Raw genomic sequence first — 19,941 nt, 5'->3', positions numbered from 1 at the left:
GGGAACCGGTGTATGCGGGTCGCGAGGAGTGGCATGCGAAGGACGTGATTATCCGCCGCCGTAAAACGACCCAAGGGAAGAGGAAGCGGCGTGAGAGCGGGAGAAAGGGCAGGATATGGAGATAATACCCGGCCTGGAGGCCGTACCGCACAATCTGGGCGAGACGGTGGTCACCATCGGCATGTTCGACGGCGTGCACCTGGGGCATCGCCGGATAATCGACATGGCCCACCGGGAGGCCCGGGAGCTTGGGCTGCGCTGCGTGGTCTTCACCTTCGATCGCCACCCCATAGAAACGCTCAACCCCGGTAAACACCCCCGCCTTCTCTCCTCCAGCGCCCAGAAGCTGCGCCTCCTGGAGGAGATGGACGTTGACCTGGTGCTCATGGTCCATTTCGACCGGTCCTTCGCGGACATAACCGCCGAGAGGTTCGTCTCCGAAATCCTGGCGGAGAAGCTTCACGCCCGGGAAGTGGTCTTGGGTGAGAACTTCCGCTTCGGCCGGGGCGGGGAGGGGGACATATCCCTCCTGGTGTCCCTGGGGGCGCATTACGGCATGGGGGTGACGCCGGTACCTCTGCTCACCGTGGACGGGGAGGTGGTATCCAGCACCTCCATACGGCGCCTGGTGGAGGAGGGAAAGGTGGAGGAGGCCGCCCGCCGGCTGGGATGGGACTACCTGGTGGAGGGGGTGGTGGTCAGGGGAGACGGGAGGGGGAGAGAACTGGGATTCCCCACCGCGAACGTCGAGGTCCACGACGACCGCTGCATCCCCGCCAATGGGGTCTATGCCGGAGAGGCCCATCTTGAGGGCACGGTGATGCCCGCGGTAAGTTACATCGGTCGGGCACCCACCTTCCCTCATCCGGAGTCCCGGCGCCGGATAGAGGTGCACATACCCGGATGGGAGGGCGGGGACCTCTACCAGCGGTATCTGGGGGTCTCCTTCCGCCGGAGGTTGAGGGGGGAGATGACTTTCGAGAGCCCGGAAGCCCTACGGGAGCAGATAACCAGGGATGTCCGAGAGGCCATGGGCGAATAGCCCACCGGGGCTCGCCACATCTCGTGATGCGGCCCGACCGGCGTGAAGAGGCCATGGGGGGAGGGGCGAACGAGATTCTCCGGCCCCTTTCGATCCTCCTTACGCTTCCATTTCCGGATGCGCAGGGTTTGGGGCGCCGGAAGGACCAACGTGAGGGGCCGCGAGTATAACGGACCTGAGGGTGCCCCCGGCTCAAGGGGCCTTTCCCTCGCCCTGCGCAGCTCCACCGTGATTTACCCGCCTCACGCCACTGTGCTATCATCGAGTAGACGTAATGAAAGGATGAAGAGTTTGGGCGGGCGATTCCCGCCCGAACCTAGGCCTAGGGAGGGTGGTTGCCGCCCCCTGCTTGGGTCTATGGGGATCGAGGAGGTGAAAAGGCATGACCCTCTCCAGCGAGGAGAAGCAGTCCATCATTCAGGAATTCCGTGCCCACGACAAGGACACGGGCTCCGCAGAGGTCCAGATAGCCCTCCTGACCAAGCGCATCGAGGAGCTCACCGAGCACCTCAAGGTACACAAGAAGGACCATCATTCCAGGCGGGGCCTTCTGAAGATGGTCGGAAAGCGGAGGAGGTTGCTCAACTACCTGCGGGAGAAGGACGTGGAGAGGTACCGACAGCTTATCGAACGGCTCGGGCTACGGCGGTAGCCGGCGGGCGGCTGAACGCCGGCCGAATTTTATTTACGAATGGAGATGAGAAGAGAATGACGGACGGAGAAGTGAAGAGGTTCTCGACCGACCTGTTCGGCAAGACCATCAGCTTCGAGGTGGGGAAGCTGGCCAGCCTCGCCGACGGCGCGGTGGTGGTCTCCTGCGGGGGGACGGATATCCTGGTCACCGCCATGGGGTCGAAGAACGAGGTGGATCGCGATTTCTTCCCCCTGGTGGTGGACGTGGAGGAGAGGATGTACGCGGCGGGGAAGATCCCCGGCGGGTTCTTCCGCCGGGAGGGCCGTCCCTCCGAGAAATCCATACTCACTGCGCGCCTCATCGACCGTCCCCTGCGGCCGAACTTCCCGGAGGGGATGCGCATCGAGGTACAGGTGATCGCCACCATCCTCAGCGTGGACCAGATAAACCACCCCGACGTGCTGGCGGTCAATGGGGCCTCGGCGGCCCTGTGCATCTCCGACATCCCCTTCAACGGACCGGTGGGCGCGGTGAGGGTGGGCCTCTTCCCGGAAGGGCTGGCCATCAACCCCACCATCCCGGAGATGGAGAGGAGCACGCTGGACCTGGTGGTGGCCGGGGTCCTGGACCCGGAGAGCAACGAGGTGGACATCATCATGGTGGAGGCGGGGGCCTCGCAGGTCTCGGAGGCCGACCTGGTGGAGGCCATGGAGTTCTCCAAGCAGGGCATCCGGGAGATGATCCGCATCCAGCAGCAGATGATCGAGGAGATGGGAAAGCCCAAGCGGGAAGTGAACCTGCGCAAACACGACTTCGAGGCGGTGGAGAACCGCTTCCCGGAGTTGAGGTCCAAGGTGGAGGGCCTCCTGCGGGAGATGGCCCGCAACCAGGTGGAGAAACCGGAGCGGGACAAGGCCCTGGAGAACCTGCTGAACGAGTTCGTCCTGGCCGCGGAGATAGAGGGGACCACGGAAGAGTTCCTGGCCGCGCTGAAGGAATATTTCGACCAGCAGGTGGGCAGGTGCATGCGCCGCATGATCGTGGAAGACGACCTGCGCGTGGATGGCAGGCGTCCCGAGGAAATACGGCCCATCACCTGCGAGGTGGGACTGGTCTCCCGCACCCACGGCTCGGGCCTCTTCGCCCGCGGTCTCACCCAGGTGCTCACCCTGCTCACCCTGGGGCCCATAAGCGACATGCAGCGCATAGACGACCTCTCCCCGGAGGAGAGCAAGCGCTTCATGCATCACTACAACTTCCCGCCCTTCTGCGTTGGTGAGACGGGCATACTGCGCGGCCCCCGTCGACGGGAGATCGGGCACGGCGCCCTGGCGGAGAGAGCCCTGGTGACCCTCATACCCGACGAGGACGAGTTCCCCTACACCATCCGCCTGGTCTCCGAGGTCCTTTCATCCAACGGCTCGACCTCCATGGCCTCGGTGTGCGCCTCCAGCCTGGCCCTCATGGATGCCGGCGTGCCCCTCAAGGAGAAGAAGGCCGTGGGAGGCATCGCCATGGGGTTGATAAAGGAGGAGGACCGCACGGTGGTGCTCACCGACATCCAGGGGATCGAGGACAAGTACGGGGACATGGACTTCAAGGTCGCCGGCACCGAGGACGGGGTCACCGCCCTGCAGATGGACATGAAGATCCGTGGCATATCCGTGGAGACCCTGGAGAAGGCGTTGGAGCAGGCCCGTGAGGCCCGCATGTACGTTCTGAAGAAGATCCGGGAGACCATCGCCGAGCCGCGGCCCGAGCTCTCGCCTTACGCCCCGCGGGTCATAGCCTTCGAGGTACCGGTGGACAAGATACGTGAGGTCATCGGCCCCGGCGGCAAGGTCATTCACCGCATCATAACCGAGCACGACGTAGAGCTGGACATAGAGGACGACGGGAGGGTCTTCATCACCGCCAAGGACCTGGCCAGCGCGGAGGCGGCCAAGCGGATGGTGGAGCAGATAATCCGAGAGGCCCAGCCGGGTGAGCAGTTCGAGGGTACGGTCACCCGGACCACCAGCTTCGGCGCCTTCGTGGAATACCTGCCCGGAAAGGAAGGCCTCATCCATATCTCCAAGCTCTCCGACCGGCGCGTGGACCGGGTGGAGGACGTGCTCAACGTGGGCGACAAGATACGGGTCGAGGTCATGGAGATAGACAAGCTGGGCCGGGTCAACCTGCGCGGTTTAGACCTCAAGGTCCCCGAGGAGAGCGTGGTCGCCGGGGCGCCCCGGGAGGAAGGGAAGGCCAAGGGCTTCAAGGAGGCCCGTCCCCAGCCCCGGCATTCCCCTGGTTCGCAGGGCCGGCCGTCCCCCCGCAACCGCGGCAAGGGGGAGGGTAACCGGTTCAAGCAGGACAGGAGAAACTGGTAAGGGGACCGTAGCCTCCATGAGGGAAACCGGCTACCTGCGGACGGAGAACGCCAATGGCATACGCATCCTCACCGAGAAGATGCCTCACCTGCGGAGCGTCACCACCGGGTTCTGGGTGGGGGTGGGCTCCAGGGACGAGCCGCAGGAGCTGTCCGGCATCAGCCACTTCATCGAGCACCTCCTCTTCAAGGGAACCGAGCGGCGCTCCGCCCGGCGCATAGCCGAGGAGTTCGACGCCATAGGGGGGGAGCTGAACGCCTTCTCGGCCAAGGAATACACCTGCTATTACGCCAAGGTGCTGGACGAGAACCTCGGGAAGGCCATGGACATCATGGTGGACATGCTCCTGAACTCGCGACTTTCCCCCAAGGACGTGGACGCGGAGCGCAAGGTCATCCTGGAAGAGATCGCCATGCACGAGGACTCGCCAGACGACATCATCCACGACCTCTTCGTCTCCGCGCTCTGGGAGTCCCATCCGCTGGGGCAGAGCGTGCTGGGAAGCCAGAACGTCATCCGCACCCTGCAGAGCACCGACATAAGGGAGTTCTTCGACAGATACTATTACCCGGAGAACATCGTCGTTGCCGTGGCCGGGAACGTCGAACACGAGGACATCGTGGACATGGTGGAGAGGCTCATGGCCGTGGACGGCGGTCGCGGCCGCCATGTCCGTCACAGTGTGGTCCCGGAGATAAGGCCCCATACCGTGGTCTACGACCGCCCTACGGAGCAGGCCCACATCGTGCTGGGCACCCAGGGACTCCCGCGGCGGCACCCGGCCCGCTTCGCCCTGGCCGTGCTGGACAACATCCTCGGAGGGGGGATGAGTTCCAGGCTTTTCCAGAAGATAAGGGAGGAGAGGTCCCTGGTCTATTCCATCTTCTCCTACCATTCCATGTACGCGGAGACGGGGCTCTGGGCCGTTTATGCGGGGACCAGCCCGGAGAACGCGCCCGCGGTCATGGAGCTCATCAAGCAGGAGATCGACCTCCTTCTGGAAAAGGGTGTGAGCGGGGAGGAACTGGAGCGCGCAAAGGGCCACATCAAAGGGAGCCTGGTGCTCAGTCTGGAGGACAGCGGTAGCCGCATGACCCGCTTGGGCAAGGCGGAGATAAGCGGGGGAGAGATATTGACCCTTGACGAGCTGCTGAAACGGGTGGAAGAGGTGACCCTGGACGACGTACAGAGGCTGGCTAACGAGATCTTCGGCTCCCGGAGGCTGGTGGCCGTGATCATCGGGCCCTTCGGGGACCGGGAATTCCAGGCCCACCTCTTCTGAATCCTATGGGCAGTGACAGGAGGGAAGCGGGCATGAGAGTCGGCGTCTGCGGAGCGGGTGGCCGCATGGGCAGGGAGGTCTGCCGGGCAGTGGTTGGGGAAGAGGACCTGCAGCTGGTCTGCGCGGTGGACCCGGCCTTCGAGGGGCGGAGGCTAGCGGAACTGGTCCCCGGCCTGGAAAGCGACGTGGTGGTCCGCGGAGACGTGGGAGCCATGCCGGAGGCCGGGGTGGAGGTGGCGGTGGATTTCACCGTCGCCGAGGCGGCTCGCGCCAACCTGCCGCGCTTGCTCCGGCAGGGGATCCCCTGCGTGGTGGGCACCACGGGCTTCACGGAGAAGGACCTCGAGGAGCTGGATCGCGCGGCAAGGGAGGGCGGCGTGGGGTGCCTGGTGGCACCCAATTTCGCCGTGGGGGCGGTGCTGATGATGGATTTCGCCAGGCGCGCCGCCCGTTACATGGAGGAATGCGAGATAGTGGAGCTGCACCACCCGGCCAAGCTGGACGCCCCCTCGGGCACGGCTCGGAACACGGCGCGGCTGGTGCTCGAGGCGCGGGGAAAGGAAGAGGCGGAGGAGAGCGAGGAGGGACCGCGCGGGCTCTCCATGGGGGGGATACACATCCATTCCGTGCGCCTTCCCGGGCTGGTGGCCCACCAGGAGGTCATCTTCGGGGGGAAAGGGCAAGTGCTCACCATACGCCACGACTCGCTGGACCGCACCTCCTTCATGCCGGGAGTTCTCCTGGCGGTGCGCCGGGTAGGGGAGGTCTCCGGCCTGGTGCTGGGGCTGGAGAAGGTCATGGATCTTTGAGCGGAATCGGCGATCCCGCCGGAAGCGCCTCCATCATCCTCCTAAAACCGGGGTCCGTGAATCCGGCTTAGCTGACGAACGCCGCTCGCCGACAGGCAAACTGCGCCCCCCTTCGCCGCGGAGCATTTATCCGCGACGCGTGATCGGTCCGCGTTCGGGAAAAACGTCGGCGGTGGGAAAGGGTTCCGACGGATCGCGGTTTGCTCGCCTTAAGCCGCGATAAAAGGGCGTCGAGGCGACATAAAGGTATGAAAGTGTCGTTGGTGGAAGTTAAGTTTAAACCGGGATGAGCGAGGAAGCCCGGCGGGGACGGCCGCGGCCGGGCGTACACCTTGGCGGGAGGTGCGGGGTGGCTTCATCACCTGGGAGGAAAAGGAAAAAAGGGACCTCCGGGGCCCGAAGGGCCGCTCCTCCGAGAGGACGGGGCAAAGGCGGGTCACGAGGGGGATTGCCCCGCAACCTGCGGGAGATATACGGTGTTTCCCTCCTGTTGGCCGGCGTTATGCTCCTTCTTGCCTTCCTCTCCGCACTGGGCCCGGTGGGCAGGGGGCTGGAATGGTTCTTCTCCTACCTTCTCGGTTACCTGCGTTTTCCGCTGCCCTTCCTGGTGGCCGGGGTGGGACTCGCCCTTCTGCTCGGAAGGCTGGGGGACATCGGGAAGGCGGGTGAGGGCAGGTGGAGGGTCACCTGGGTGGAGCTTGCGGGGGTCTCCGTGCTTCTAATGGGAGCCTGTGCCCTCTTTCACCTCCGAGCCGGTGGGCCGGAGGAGATGTTCCTCCTCGACAACCTCTTTCACGGAGGCGGCTTGGTAGGGGCGGCCCTTTCCTGGCCGCTGGTCAAACTCCTGGGGCGCACGGGCGCTTATGTCCTGGTGGTGGGGATGCTCCTGGTGGGGTTCCTCCTCCTCACCGGCCTGACCCTATCCCAGTACCTGCAGGAGAGGGTGGAGAAAAGGCTCAAGGCCAGGCGGGCGAGAAGGGCCGCTCTGCAGGGGAAGCGGAGGGAGCCGAGGGAGGCGCGCGAACCACTGCCGGCGGAGGAAAGAGCACCGGCACCGCCGCCGGTAAGCACGGCGGAGGAGACGGCCGCCGGGGAGGTAAACCCTCCCCGCCCGCGAACGGAGAGGGTCTCCCATCCGCCCCTGGTGATAGAGGAGGGCGGCCAGGTGGCCCTGGAGGTGAGGGAATCCGGGAAGCCCTACCGGCTACCGCCACTGGAGCTCCTGGTGCGCTCGGAAAGATCTTCCATCTCCCACAAGAGCGTCAACGAGAGCATAGCCGTGCTGGAGCGGACCCTCAGGGACTTCGGCGTGGACGCGGCGGTGACCAGGGTGACCCGCGGGCCCACGGTAACCCGCTTCGAGGTGGAGTTGGGTTCCGGCGTCAAGGTGAACCGCGTGCTCAACCTGAGCGACGACATCGCCTACGCCATGGCTTCCCCGGACATACGCATCATAACCCCCATTCCGGGAAAGTCGGCCATCGGCATCGAGATCCCCAACCGGGAAAGGGACCTGGTGACCCTGGGGGACATCCTGTCCGCTCCCCGGGCCAGGAAGCCGGACTCGCCCCTTCGCGTGGGGCTGGGCATGGACGTCTCCGGGCATCCGGTGCTCATCGACCTGCGGGACATGCCCCATCTTTTGATGGCCGGGGCCACGGGGACCGGCAAGAGCTGCTGCATCAACGCCATCATCGCCTCCGTGCTCATGACCGCTTCGCCCGATGAGGTCCGCATGCTGCTTGTGGACCCCAAGTACGTCGAGCTCAGCCACTTCAACGGCATCCCCCACCTGCTGGCGCCGGTGATCACCGATCCCAAGAAAGCCTCCAGCGCCCTGGCCTGGGTGGTGAGGGAGATGGAGTACCGCTACCAGGTCCTCTCCAGGGCGGGGGTGAAGAACATCGTGGCCTATCTGGGGGCATTGAAGGAAGGGCTAAGCGAGGAAAGGGACGAGAACGGCGAGCCGCTCTTCCCGCCCATGCCCTACATACTGGTGGTCATAGACGAGCTGGCGGACCTGATGATGGTGGCTCCCGCGGAGGTGGAGGACTCCATCGCCCGCATCGCCCAGATGGCCAGAGCGGTGGGGATCCACCTGGTGGTGGCCACCCAGCGTCCCTCGGTGGACGTCGTGACCGGGCTCATAAAGGCCAACATGCCCTCGCGCATAGCCTTCACCGTGGCCAGCCAGGCGGATTCGAGGGTCATCCTGGACGTGGGCGGGGCGGAGAAGCTGGTGGGCCACGGCGACATGCTCTTCTTACCCGCGGGGACCTCAAAACCCGTACGGGTACAGGGTGCCTACGTCTCGGAGAGGGAAATAGCCGCCATAACCGGTTACATAAAACGGCAGAAGCGTGCCGATTATCGGGAGGACATCCTGGAGGAGGCCGGGGGTGAGAGAAGGGAGAAGGATCACGAGGACGAACTCCTGGACGAGGCCATCGAGATCGTGGTGCGCTCCGGAGTGGCCTCAGCCTCGCTTTTGCAGAGGAAGCTGCGCGTGGGGTACGCTCGTGCCGCCCGGCTGGTGGACATCATGGAGGACATGGGCATCGTGGGCGGGTTCGAGGGCAGCAAACCGCGGGCCGTCCTGATGACCGAGGAAGAGCTGGAGGAGATGAGGCGCCGCCGGGACAGGTCGCGCCAGGAAGGCGGCGAGTCCGGCACGGCGGGAGGCGTTGGCTGATCTCATCGACCTTACGTTCATCCTTGCATCGAGCCGCTCATCGCGTCCGGGCGTTGACTTTGAGGGTAATCGGCCGTCCAAGGGGAAGAAACAGTGTGGAGAACGGTGGCCTCAAACCCCTGTAGATAAGAACTCAACGGATGTGCGAGAGGAGGGCGCGTTCACGGTTTAAACCCTCGCAGTGGAGGGAACAGAAAAAGAGTCGGAGCCTTGCTCGAGGATGGCATCCGCTGCCCCGCGCCATGCGTGGAAGGCGATACCACGCCCCCGCCAGAGCCCAAGGCCTCCTCCCGGCGCGGCGGAGGATTCTGAGGGGAAGGGAAGGCGTTGCATTCCCTATAAAAAGGGGATGGAAGGATATTCAGGCCAAAACGGCAGGTTTGCTATAATCAAGGTGAAGACCTGTAGCCGTATATGTGCATGAGGCAGCCGGTTCCTCGACGAGGGCGATCGTGAAGGGGGAACGGAGGGGGAATTGGCCAACAAGCTGGCTATGGAGGTGGAGAAGATACTGTCCGCGGCGGTGGGCGACTTCATCGCCAAGGCTACGGTAAAGAAGAATTGCGAACTGATTGGCACCACGCCGGACGAGCTCACCATGGAGCACCTCCCTGCCCTGGCGGAGAAGATCGAGAGATCGGTCTCCTTCTTCTCCGGCCGGGAAGTGGGCATGGGGGTAGCGGAGAAGATAAGGTCCATAAGAATCTGACCCCCGGCAGCTGGAGAGCTCCCCACTTCGAACGTTTTCTGGAAGACTTGGAGAAGCAGTCTCCGGTTTCTCTTTACGGGGGGGTCACCCCGTGACCATGTTCTTCCATCTGACCACCCTAGGCTGCCCGAAGAACCAGGTTGACTCGGATTATATTTCCGGCCTGCTCCAGAGGGTCGGATGGAAATTTCAGGAAGACCCTAGGCGGGCGGATCTGGTAATCGTGAACACCTGCTCCTTCATCGTGCCCGCGGTGGAGGAATCCGTGGAGACCGTACTGGAGCTCGCGGAAGCGCGCCGCGAGGGAAGCCGCTTGGTGGTCGCGGGATGCCTCGTGGCCCGCTACGGAGAGAAGACGCTCTCGGGGCTTCTGCCGGAGGTGGACATCTTCGTCACCCCTGCGCAATATCCTGAACTGCCTTCCATTTTGGAAGGCGGTGGAGAGCGGGGGAGAAGGGGCCTCCAGGAACCGGTGCCGCGGGCCTATTCCTCCACCCTGTGCAGGGGTTACGTTTACGTGAAGGTGAGCGAAGGATGCCACCGGCGCTGCGCCTACTGCGCCATCCCCGACATAAGAGGCCCCCTGGTCTCCCGCCCCACGGAGGAGATAGTGAGGGAGGTCTCCTTCTTCCTGCGGCGGGGAGCGCGCGAGATAGTCCTGGTGGGCCAGGACACTACCTCCTACGGCAAGGATTGGGGTGGGAGGAGCCGCCTCCCCTCGCTCCTTGAGGAAATCACCGCTTTGGAAGGCGATTTCCGCGTCCGGGTGATGTACATGCACCCGGAAGGGGTGGACGAGTGGCTCCTGGAGGCCATGGACCGCCCCAAGGTGTACCCCTATTTCGACCTTCCTTTCCAGCACGTGGATCCCGCGGTGCTCAGGGCGATGCACAGAAGGGGGGATTACGCTTCCTACAGGAGAATTGTGGAAATTATACGCCGCAGCTTCCCACAGGCGGCGTTGAGGGCCACCTTCATGGTCGGCTTTCCCGGTGAGGACGCCGCCTCCTTCCGGCTTCTATGCCGTTTCGTGGAGGAATCCCGCTTTGACTGGCTGGGGCTTTTTGGCTATTCTCAGGAGGAAGGCACCCCCGCCTTCCCTCTCGGAGGGGGCTCCTCGCGTCGGGTAAAACAGGAGCGCCTCAGGAGACTCTCCCTCCTGCAGGAGGAGATAATGCGCGAGAAGGCCCGCCAGACGGTGGGGATGGACCTTTGGGTGCTTGTGGAAGGGGAGAGCGAGGAGGCGCCGGGTCATTGGGAGGCCCGTTCCTACCGCGAGGCGCCGGAGGTGGACGGCGTGGTCTTCATACCCCATGGCGACGACTTGAAGGCCGGCGAGTGGTGCGAGGTGAGGGTAACCGCGGCGGAGGGAATCGACGTCGTGGCCGTGCCCAGGGGGCGGCTCGGGAAGAACGGGCGAAAAACCCCGGGGCGGAAGAGGCGGGGAAATTAAGGGAGAGGGCCTCTACGGGCCGGAGACGGCCGGCCGAGACCTCTGAGAATGTGGCGAAAGAACGGACCCGAAAGGACGGACCCCTTGTCTTTGCCAGATAATACCAGAAGGGAGGAAGCCCCGGGCCCTTCCCCGGGAGAGAACTGGAACCTGCCTAATGCCCTTACATTTTCGCGCATACTCATCTCGCCGCTAATCGTGGCCCTTTTGCTCAAGGAAAGCCGCCGCAGGAACAGGCTGGCGGCGGCGGCCCTGGGAGTGGCGGCGGCCACCGACTTCATGGACGGGTTCCTGGCCCGCAGGCAGGGCAAGGAGACCAGGCTGGGACAGTTTCTCGACCCTCTGGCGGACAAGATATGCATCTCCTCCGTCTTCGTCATGCTGGCGCGGCGCGGGCGCCTCGCGGGTTGGGTTCCCGGGGTCATCATCGGCCGTGAGGCCTTGATCACCCTTTTCCGGGTTTACGCCGGGGTCCGCGGGAGGTCGGTCCCGGCGAGCATGTGGGGAAAGCTGAAGACCAACTCCCAACTCCTTGCCCTTCTGGCGGTGATAATGGAGGAGGAGGGCAAGGGCTCCGGAACACTACGCCATGCCGCAGTGGCCGCGGCGGTGGCCCTCACCCTCTATTCGGGCTTGGATTACATCCTGAAATCGAGGCGATACCTGGCTCCCGCCGAAGGAGGTTGAGGGATGAAGGAATGCGCCCTGCTCGCCGTGGGGGACGAACTGCTCGACGGCAGGGTCACGGACACCAACTCCGACTTCATATCCTCTCGCCTGCAGTCCCTGGGGTGGAGGATTGTCCTCCGCGCCGCCGTGGGCGACGAACTCCGGACGCTGGCGGATACCGTGTCCTTCGCCCTCCGGGTCTCCGATCTGCTTATCGTCACCGGGGGGCTGGGCCCCACCCGTGACGACCTCACCCGGGAGGCCGTGGCTTCCGCCCTGGGACGGGAGCTGGAGAGGGACCCCGAGGTGGAGCAGAGGCTGCGCTCCTTCTTCGACGCCATGGGGAGGGAGATGTCGCCCTCCAACGCCAGGCAGGCGGACCGGGTGCGGGGCGCGGAATGGCTCCAGGCCCGGCTGGGCACGGCGCCGGGCCAGTGGATAGAGGAAGGGGGAAGGGTCATCGTCCTTCTCCCCGGTGTTCCGCGGGAGATGCGGGACATGTTGGACAACGACGTGATCCCCCGCCTCAAGGAGAGATACCCCGGTGGGGAGGCGTCCACGGCCGTACTCCTGGTGGCCGCCCGCCCGGAGTCGGAGGTGGGGGAAAGGGTTAGCGAGGTCCTCACGGGCCTGGAGGGCTTGAAGGTCTCCTACCGGGCGCTCACGGGGCAGGTGGAGGTCCGCCTCTCCGCGGCGGAGGCGGGCCTCGTGGAGGAGGGGAGGAAGAGGGTAAGGGGGGCGTTGGGCGACTGGGTGGTCGCGGAGGGCGAGGAGAGCCTGGAGGGAAACCTGGGACGCGAGCTTCGGGAGCGTGGTATGACCCTTGCGGTGGCCGAATCGTGCACCGGAGGGATGGTAGGAGAGAGGATAACCCGGGTGCCGGGAAGCTCCGATTATTTCCGGGGTGGCGTGGTGGCCTACAGCTACAAGGCCAAGGAGGAGCTTCTGGGCGTGGATGCCGGATTGCTCCTCGAGAGAGGGGCGGTCAACGAGGAAGTGGCCGCGGCCATGGCCCGCGGGGTCAGAGAAAAGCTGGGCGCGGACCTGGGCCTCTCCGTGACCGGGGTGGCGGGCCCGGGACAGGGAGTGGAGAGGGAACCCGTGGGGACGGTGGCCCTGGCCGTTGCCGACGGCAACGGGGTGTCCACCTTCAAGTACCGCCTTCCCGGGAACCGGGAGATGGTGCGCATGTTCGCCGCAAATATCGCCCTGGCACTGGCATACTTTCGAGTCCGGGGCGTGAGCACGCAGAACCTGCGCTGATGGACGGGGGCTCCTGGGCGAGCGGGCCTCTTCTCTCCCCCCTTCAGGACCACTTGCGCTTCCGGAAGGTAAGAAGGATAGAGATGGGAGGCGTGCAACGGTTGGGGATGGAGAAGGATATGGGTAGCGAAGCGTTCGATGACGGGGACGTGGGGTAATGGGAGGCAAGGAAAAGGGAAGCGGCTCCCTCCGGCTCTTCGTGGCCCTGGACCTTCCGGAGGGGGTCCGGGAGAGGATAGCCGCCGCGGTGAAGAAAAAAGCCGGCCTTCTTCCCCAGGCCCGCTGGGTAAAGGAGGAGAACCTGCACCTTACACTGAAATTCATCGGGGAATACCCGGAAGAGAAGGTGGAGAGGTTGGAGGGCATCCTAGAGAAGAAGGCACTTGAACACCGTCCTTTCACCGCCTCCCTGAGGGGTTGCGGAGGCTTCCCTTCTCCCGGCAGGGCCCGCGTCATCTGGGTGGGCATGGGGAAGGGGGAAGAAGAGGCGGCCTCACTGGCCTCCGGTCTGGACTCCGGCCTCACCAGGGTGGGGGTGAAGAGGGAAGCGCGCCCTTTCCGGGGCCACCTCACCCTGGCACGGCTGAAGAATCCCATGGACTGTTGCTCCTGGCTGGCTTCCCTGGAGGAGGAGCTCTCCGGCCTGGAGGAGATGGATTTCCAGGTGAGGGAGATCACCCTCTACCGGAGCGTTCTCTCCCCGCAGGGCCCCACCTATTTTCCCGTGAGGCGTTTCGAACTGGGGGGGAAGAAGGTTGAACGCGATTAAGTTGGCCCCTTCCCTGCTCAACGCCGATTTCGCCGACCTGCGGAGGGCCGTGTCGTACATAGAAGGGCTGGCGGACGCGGTCCACCTGGACGTGATGGACGGCAACTTCGTGCCCAACATCACCTTCGGCCCCCTGGTGGTGAGGGCGGTGAGGAAGATCACCCGGCTTCCCCTGGACGTGCACCTGATGATCGCCCACCCCGCCGAGTTCGTGGAGGACTTCGCCGCGGCCGGAGCGGACTGGATCTCCTTCCATGCCGAGGTGACCAGGTATCCCGGTGAGATACTGGGCATGATCCGGGGTTACGGGAAGAGGGCGGGCATGGTGATCAACCCCCAGACTCCCGCGCACAGCGTCTTCGACTACCTCGAGCTCTGCGATTACGTCCTGGTGATGACGGTGATGCCGGGCTTCGGGGGCCAGGCCATGATTCCGGAGGCCCTGGAGAAGGTGGGGGAGATCAAGAGGGAGGCGGCCCGCCTCGGCTTGCAAGTGGAGGTGGAGGTGGACGGGGGCGTGAAGACGGAGAACCTGGCCCGGGTAAGGGAGGCAGGGGCGGACATCGTGGTGGTGGGCTCCTCCATCTACGCCGCTCCCGACCCGCGGCGGGCCGCGGAGGAGATCCGCCGTCTTCTCGACAGTTAAAGGAAGGGGAACTCCGGCGTGGCCGTTGCGCGTGGTGAGGGTAGCCCCGTCAGGGCCTTCCCGGGAGAGTTGGAGAGGAAGGGGGAAGGCCGTACCACTACGCTTGGCCGTGTTGTTCGGCGGGCGCCTCCGGGGAGAGGAGGAACCCGAGCCGGGACCTCGGGATAACGAAACGGGAGTTCAAAACTTGTCTTTGCGGCCTGCGCTCTTCGGGGCGGAAGAAGCAGAACTCCTTTATCTCGGGACGGCGAACGTATTGGGGGTTTTAAGCGACCTTTCCGCAGGGCTGAACGCGCTCTGTTCGTCACCCCAAATCCCTTGAGGCACGGAGCGCCTTCCGCAGGCGAACCCGCTCCTCACCGGCGGTTTCCTTTGTCCTTCCGCGAGCCTACGGCGATTCCTGTCCACCCAGGTGATAAGCCTCGCTTCTTCCCCCGCCGTTCCTGTGGGCGTCCCCGAGAACCCCTTCCCTTTGAGGGTGGTTTCACATTCCGGGGTTGGGGAAGCGCCCGGAGGGGCTGGGCACTAGGCACACTCCTCGCCTGACGCCTCCGATCCGGGGTTTAGGAGGAGGACCTTCGCCTGGATCCCCCGTCCGGAGCTGGGGAAACGTCCGGAGGGGCTGGTCGTGAGGCGCTCTCCATCATGGACAGGAGGGTTGCGGGGCAATATAATCTTTCACGTGAAGGTCTTCGGGGCAGGGTGAAAACCCCGACCGGCGGTGAAAGTCCGCGAGCCTTACGGCAGAGCCGGTGAAATTCCGGCACCGACGGTGAAAGTCCGGATGGGAGAAGACCTGGAGGTGTCCCCTCGCGGGCGCCGGGTTTTCTCCCGGCGCCCTTCATCTTGCCCCGGCCTTTTGAGCGCCCGGCGGTGGACGCCCGGATACCGAAGGCAGCCCCGCATCACATACAGGATGCACCGGAGCCCGATCCACGCGGAGGTGGATGCGTGAAAGAGGCCGTACGCAGCGGCGATGATGACGTGAGGTTCATGCGGCTGGCCCTGGCCCTGGCCGCCAGAGGGAAGGGAATGACCCACCCCAACCCTATGGTGGGAGCGGTGGTGGTCAGGGGCGGAGAGGTGGTGGGGAAGGGTTACCATCGAGGCCCCTTCACCCCCCACGCGGAGGTGGTGGCCCTGGCCGAGGCGAGCGGGAGGACCGCGGGTTCCACCCTCTATGTCACCCTGGAACCCTGCAACCATCACGGGAGGACCCCACCCTGCACGGAGGCCGTGCTTAGGGCCGGTGTCTCCAGGGTAGTCATCGCCGCTCCCGACCCCAACCCGGAGGTCAAGGGCGGAGGCGCAGAGAGGCTACGCTCCGCAGGTATCGACGTGGAGATGGGCATCCTCCGGCAGGAGAGCGAGGAACTCAATGCCGCCTACATCAAGTACGTGACCACGGGGCTTCCCCTGGTGACGCTCAAGGTTGCCGCCACTGCAGACGGGAAGGTAGCGGCACGGAACGGGGTTTCGCGGTGGATAACCGGAAAGGCGGCACGCCGCCTGGTTCACGAGATGAGGCGCGTCAGCGACGCGGTGCTGGTGGGGCGAGGTACTGTGGAGGCGGATGACCCCGAACTGACCGTGCGCCATGTGCCCCTGCGGGGCGCCCACCATCCCCTGCGCGTGGTGGTGGATTCGCACCTCACCATGGGTCTCGACCGCCGGCTGGCCCGCGGCGGCCACCCTAAGGTGGTGGTGGCCACCACAGCGGAACACGACGCCGCCAAGGCAGAGGAGCTGCGCCGCCGGGGGGTGGAGGTCTGGGTGGTCGGAGCCTCGCCGGACGGGGGCGTGGACCTCTTGGATCTCCTGCGAGCCCTGGGGAGGGAGGGGGTGGCACACCTACTGGTGGAGGGGGGACCGACGCTCATGGCCTCCCTCCTTCGCGAAGGGCTAGCGGACAGGCTGGTACTTTTCCTGGCCCCCCGCGTCTTCGGTGACCGTGAGGCACGCTCGTGGGTGGAGGGGCTACGGGTGGAGGACCCCTCTCAGGGCCTTGACCTCCGCTGGACGCGGCAGAGGCGCGTGGGCGAGGACCTGATGCTGGAGGCGGAAGTGGTGAAAAGGAAGACGCCGGCAACGGCGAGGGGAGGCGCCTGAGGCCATGTTCACCGGTATCATCGAGGAACTTGGGACGGTGCTCGAGGCGGATCTCACCCCCCGGGGCGGGACCCTGCGCATCTCCTGCCCGGGCATGTGGAGGGAACTGGACCTGGGAGAGTCGGTGGCCGTGAACGGCGTGTGCCTCACGGTGACCGGGACCCGCGACGGCTCCTTCACGGCGGACGTATCGCCGGAGAGCCTGCAGCGGAGCACGCTGGGTAGCCTCCGCCGCGGGGAGGTGGTCAACCTGGAGAGGGCCCTGCGCCTGGATTCCAGGCTGGGCGGACACCTGGTTCAGGGGCACGTGGACGGAGTGGGCAGGATAACCGAGATAAGGGAGGAGGGCAGGGGGCGCACCCTGGTGATAGACGCCCCCCCCGGCATAGCCGCCTACCTGGTGGAGAAGGGTTCGGTGGCCGTGGACGGGATAAGCCTCACCGTGAGCGCCCTGCGCGGCACGAGCTTCAGCGTGGCGGTCATCCCCCACACCCTGGCGGCCACCAACCTGGGACGCAGGCGGGCGGGAGACGCGGTGAACCTCGAGGTGGACATCATCGCCAAGTACGTGCGCTCCTACCTGGAACGCGGATTCTCCTCCCGGGTGGGGGAAGGGGCATCCACCGAGGGCGGAGACCTCTACCGCAAACTGGTGGAAGGCGGCTTCGTGTGAGACGGATATCCAATGGAGCACGAGAAGGAGGAATCGGATGATGGAGAGGAGAGAAGGCGAGACGGTGGCCTCGGAGGAGGCGGAGGAGAGCCCCTTCGACACCATCGAGGAGGCCATCGAGGAGATACGCGCCGGACGGATCATAATCGTTGTGGACGATGAGGACCGGGAGAACGAGGGCGACTTCCTCATGGCTGCGGAGAAAGTCACCCCGGAGGCCATCAACTTCATGGCCAAATACGGGCGGGGACTTATATGTATGCCTTGCATCGCCTCGAGGTTGGACGAGCTGAACATACACCCCATGGTTGCGGACAACACCTCCACCCACGAGACGGCCTTCACCGTATCCATAGGGGCCAAGGGAAAGATAACCACGGGCATCTCCGCCTACGACCGCGCGGTGACCATCAAGACGGTGCTGGACCCCAACACCCGCCCGGAGGACATCTCCAAACCGGGCCACGTCTTCCCTCTGCGGGCACGGGAGGGAGGCGTGCTGCGCCGCGCCGGACACACGGAGGCCGCGGTGGACCTGGCTCGTCTGGCCGGGCTTTATCCCGCCGGCGTGATCTGTGAGATCATGAACGAGGACGGTACCATGGCCCGCGTGCCGCAGTTGGTGGAGATAAAGAAGCGCTTCGGCCTGAAGATGATCACCATTGAAGACTTGATACGCTACCGCAACCGGAAGGAGAAATTGGTGCGCCGGGTGGCCGAGGTGCGCATGCCCACCCAGTACGGGGAGTTCACGGCCATCGGTTACGAGTCCCTGGTGGACGGAAGATGCCATCTGGCGCTGGTGAAGGGCGAGGTGCAGGGACAGGAGAACGTGCTGGTCAGGGTGCACTCGGAATGCCTCACCGGGGACGTCTTCGGTTCGCTGCGTTGCGACTGCGGGCTGCAGCTGCGGCGGGCCCTGCAGATGATCGAGGAAGAAGGCCGGGGGGTGCTCCTCTATATCATCGGCCACGAGGGCCGGGGGATAGGCCTTCCTCACAAGCTGCGGGCCTATGAGCTGCAGGAGGAGGGAAAGGATACCGTGGAGGCCAACCTGGAGCTGGGTTTCCCTCCCGATGCCCGGGATTACGGCATCGGCGCCCAGATACTGCAGGACCTGGGCCTGACCACCATGCGCCTCTTGACCAACAATCCGGCCAAGAGGGTGGGGCTGGAAGGGTACGGGCTCAAGGTCGTGGAGCGCATACCCCTGGTGGTCGAACCATGCGAGGAGAACTACGCCTACCTGAAGGCCAAGAAGGAGAAGTTGAACCACATTCTGGACATCTGAGGAGAGGCGCGAGGAAAGGAGAAGGACATGGCCAGTTACGAAGGCCACCTGGTGGCCAGGGGTTTGAGGTTCGCCATCGTGGTCAGCCGGTTCAACGAGTTCATCAGCACCCGCCTCCTGGACGGGGCCCTGGACGCCCTTAAAAGGCACGACGCGGACATGGACCTGGTGGACGTAGCCTGGGTACCGGGTTCCTTCGAGATCCCGCTGGTGGCCTCCAGGTTGGCGGGCTCCGGGAGATACGACGCCATCATCTGCCTGGGAGCGGTTATACGCGGCTCCACGCCGCATTTCGAGTACGTGGCCGCCGAGGTCTCCAAGGGGATAGCTCGTGTGAACCTGGAGAAGGGCGTGCCCGCCGCCTTCGGCATCATAACCGCGGACAGCATCGAGCAGGCGGTGGAGAGGGCGGGCGCCAAGCAGGGGAACAAAGGCTGGCAGGCGGCGCTGACCGCCGTGGAGATGGCCAACCTGCTCAAGGAGATCCCCTCTTGAAGGGGTTCCGGGTTTAGGGGGCTGCGCAGCCGGGCGGCCCACACGTACCCAGGCCGCTTCCCCCGCCGGCCCCGTGCCGGCTTAAAAGGGCCCGTTGGGCTGCCGATAAATTAAGACGGCAGCCCCATTTTTTACGCCACTGAACCCGGAGGAGGACGAGGTTGGCCAACGAGCTCGCTCGAGGAATGGCTTGGGGTACGGGCATGGAGACCCGAGTGGCCGGCGCGCCGGAATCCACCATGTTCCATCCCGTGGGGATGAGCCCCTCGGGATTGGCACCTGAGGTCCTCGCGAGTCGCTATCGTGAGTTGCTTAAAGAGCGCCTGGATGGCGGTGAGGGACATGCGGAGGAGCTCGCCGCCCTGGCGGAGGAATGGGCAAGGAGGGACCCGCTGGCCGTGGAGCAGGTGGATGGGATAATCGCCCGTGCCGAGGCGCCTTTCCGCGAGGAGATGGGAACGGCTTCCCCCGCCGAGGACCATTGGAGGGTGGAGGTAGTGCTCCTGGAGGCCAGGACCCTCTTCATGGAGGCTTGCCTCAGGGGCCGCGAACGGAGGCTGCGGGATCTGGCGGATAAGTGGCGGCAGATAGAGGATTTCCCGGACACCCTGGCCGCGGTGGTCGATCCCGGAACGCTCGCCAGGGCCGGACTGGAGCGGTTGAAGGGATTGCTGGGCCTGCGGAAGGCGGCGCTCCTGGAGCTGGACCGTAACGGGCACCTGGTCCCCGTGGCCGGGGATACGGACGGCCTGGAGGAACCGCTGCGGCTTTCCGGGGAGGCTTCCGGGGTCTTCCTGGGGAAGAGGAAAGCGCTGTATGCGGATGAGCTTCGGGAATCCTGCGCCTGGGAGCCCGGAAAGGGGTGGGGTGGGGATGCCGTTCTGGTCCCCCTCACGGTGAGGAAGCGGGTCATCGGTGCGCTGCTGCTGGGCACGCTAACTGGTGACGGGTGGGAGGAACAGGCATATCTGGAGCTGGAGACGGCAGAGGCTTTCGCCGAGCGGCTGGCCGTGGCCCTGGAGAACGCCCGCCT

General features: G+C 65.0%; 17 protein-coding genes and 1 riboswitch. All 17 genes read left to right on the top strand.

Annotated elements, in window-relative coordinates:
- Positions 1-115: 115 nt before the first annotated feature.
- Positions 116-1,042, top strand: coding sequence for a bifunctional riboflavin kinase/FAD synthetase (locus H7007_RS10065; RefSeq protein WP_287155122.1), 927 nt, complete (start codon positions 116-118; stop codon positions 1,040-1,042).
- Between the two features lie 382 nt (positions 1,043-1,424).
- Positions 1,425-1,694 carry a 30S ribosomal protein S15 gene (rpsO, locus tag H7007_RS10060; RefSeq protein WP_287155121.1) on the top strand — a complete coding sequence of 90 codons (270 nt, stop codon included), beginning with the start codon at positions 1,425-1,427 and terminating at the stop codon, positions 1,692-1,694.
- A gap of 56 nt (positions 1,695-1,750) precedes the next feature.
- Complete coding sequence (locus H7007_RS10055; protein WP_287155120.1) at positions 1,751-4,048, top strand: polyribonucleotide nucleotidyltransferase; 2,298 nt, start codon at positions 1,751-1,753, stop codon at positions 4,046-4,048.
- A gap of 16 nt (positions 4,049-4,064) precedes the next feature.
- Positions 4,065-5,330 (top strand): M16 family metallopeptidase, encoded by a 1,266-nt coding sequence (locus H7007_RS10050; protein ID WP_287155119.1) that lies wholly within the window; start codon positions 4,065-4,067, stop codon positions 5,328-5,330.
- Positions 5,331-5,362: 32 nt separating this feature from the next.
- Positions 5,363-6,139, top strand: coding sequence for a 4-hydroxy-tetrahydrodipicolinate reductase (dapB, locus tag H7007_RS10045; protein ID WP_287155118.1), 777 nt, complete (start codon positions 5,363-5,365; stop codon positions 6,137-6,139).
- Between the two features lie 448 nt (positions 6,140-6,587).
- Positions 6,588-8,831 carry an FtsK/SpoIIIE family DNA translocase gene (locus H7007_RS10040; RefSeq protein ID WP_287155117.1) on the top strand — a complete coding sequence of 748 codons (2,244 nt, stop codon included), beginning with the start codon at positions 6,588-6,590 and terminating at the stop codon, positions 8,829-8,831.
- Positions 8,832-9,306: 475 nt separating this feature from the next.
- Entirely contained in the window at positions 9,307-9,540 is a 234-nt protein-coding gene (locus H7007_RS10035; protein ID WP_287155116.1) for a hypothetical protein, read from the top strand.
- 97 nt (positions 9,541-9,637) lie between these two features.
- Positions 9,638-10,993 (top strand): 30S ribosomal protein S12 methylthiotransferase RimO, encoded by a 1,356-nt coding sequence (rimO, locus tag H7007_RS10030; protein WP_287155213.1) that lies wholly within the window; start codon positions 9,638-9,640, stop codon positions 10,991-10,993.
- Between the two features lie 84 nt (positions 10,994-11,077).
- Positions 11,078-11,680 carry a CDP-diacylglycerol--glycerol-3-phosphate 3-phosphatidyltransferase gene (pgsA, locus tag H7007_RS10025; RefSeq protein WP_287155115.1) on the top strand — a complete coding sequence of 201 codons (603 nt, stop codon included), beginning with the start codon at positions 11,078-11,080 and terminating at the stop codon, positions 11,678-11,680.
- A 3-nt stretch (positions 11,681-11,683) separates the two neighbouring features.
- The gene (locus tag H7007_RS10020) at positions 11,684-12,925 is read left to right on the top strand and encodes a competence/damage-inducible protein A (protein WP_287155114.1); all 1,242 of its coding nucleotides are present in this window, start codon (positions 11,684-11,686) and stop codon (positions 12,923-12,925) included.
- 157 nt (positions 12,926-13,082) lie between these two features.
- A complete protein-coding gene (thpR, locus tag H7007_RS10015) occupies positions 13,083-13,694 on the top strand; it encodes an RNA 2',3'-cyclic phosphodiesterase (RefSeq protein WP_287155112.1) in 612 nt (203 codons plus the stop codon).
- Positions 13,690-14,340, top strand: coding sequence for a ribulose-phosphate 3-epimerase (gene rpe / locus H7007_RS10010; protein ID WP_350340644.1), 651 nt, complete (start codon positions 13,690-13,692; stop codon positions 14,338-14,340). The genes thpR and rpe overlap by 5 nt, the downstream gene beginning before the upstream one ends.
- A gap of 684 nt (positions 14,341-15,024) precedes the next feature.
- A riboswitch (FMN riboswitch) is annotated at positions 15,025-15,140 on the top strand.
- A 151-nt stretch (positions 15,141-15,291) separates the two neighbouring features.
- Positions 15,292-16,449 (top strand): bifunctional diaminohydroxyphosphoribosylaminopyrimidine deaminase/5-amino-6-(5-phosphoribosylamino)uracil reductase RibD, encoded by a 1,158-nt coding sequence (ribD, locus tag H7007_RS10005; protein ID WP_287155110.1) that lies wholly within the window; start codon positions 15,292-15,294, stop codon positions 16,447-16,449.
- Positions 16,450-16,453: 4 nt separating this feature from the next.
- On the top strand, positions 16,454-17,122 hold the full coding sequence (locus H7007_RS10000) for a riboflavin synthase (RefSeq protein ID WP_287155109.1): 669 nt from the start codon (positions 16,454-16,456) through the stop codon (positions 17,120-17,122).
- A gap of 37 nt (positions 17,123-17,159) precedes the next feature.
- Complete coding sequence (locus tag H7007_RS09995) at positions 17,160-18,413, top strand: bifunctional 3,4-dihydroxy-2-butanone-4-phosphate synthase/GTP cyclohydrolase II (protein WP_287155107.1); 1,254 nt, start codon at positions 17,160-17,162, stop codon at positions 18,411-18,413.
- A 27-nt stretch (positions 18,414-18,440) separates the two neighbouring features.
- Positions 18,441-18,908: a 6,7-dimethyl-8-ribityllumazine synthase gene (ribH, locus tag H7007_RS09990; RefSeq protein ID WP_287155106.1), complete on the top strand. Its 468-nt coding sequence runs from the start codon at positions 18,441-18,443 to the stop codon at positions 18,906-18,908.
- Positions 18,909-19,069: 161 nt separating this feature from the next.
- A partial coding sequence (locus tag H7007_RS09985; protein ID WP_287155105.1) for a GAF domain-containing protein occupies positions 19,070-19,941 on the top strand: 872 nt, incomplete at its 3' end.

This window comes from Candidatus Solincola tengchongensis, from assembly GCF_015711935.1.
GTDB lineage: Bacteria > Actinomycetota > Geothermincolia > Geothermincolales > RBG-13-55-18 > Solincola_A > Solincola_A tengchongensis.
This window is presented reverse-complemented; position numbering and strand designations above follow the sequence as displayed.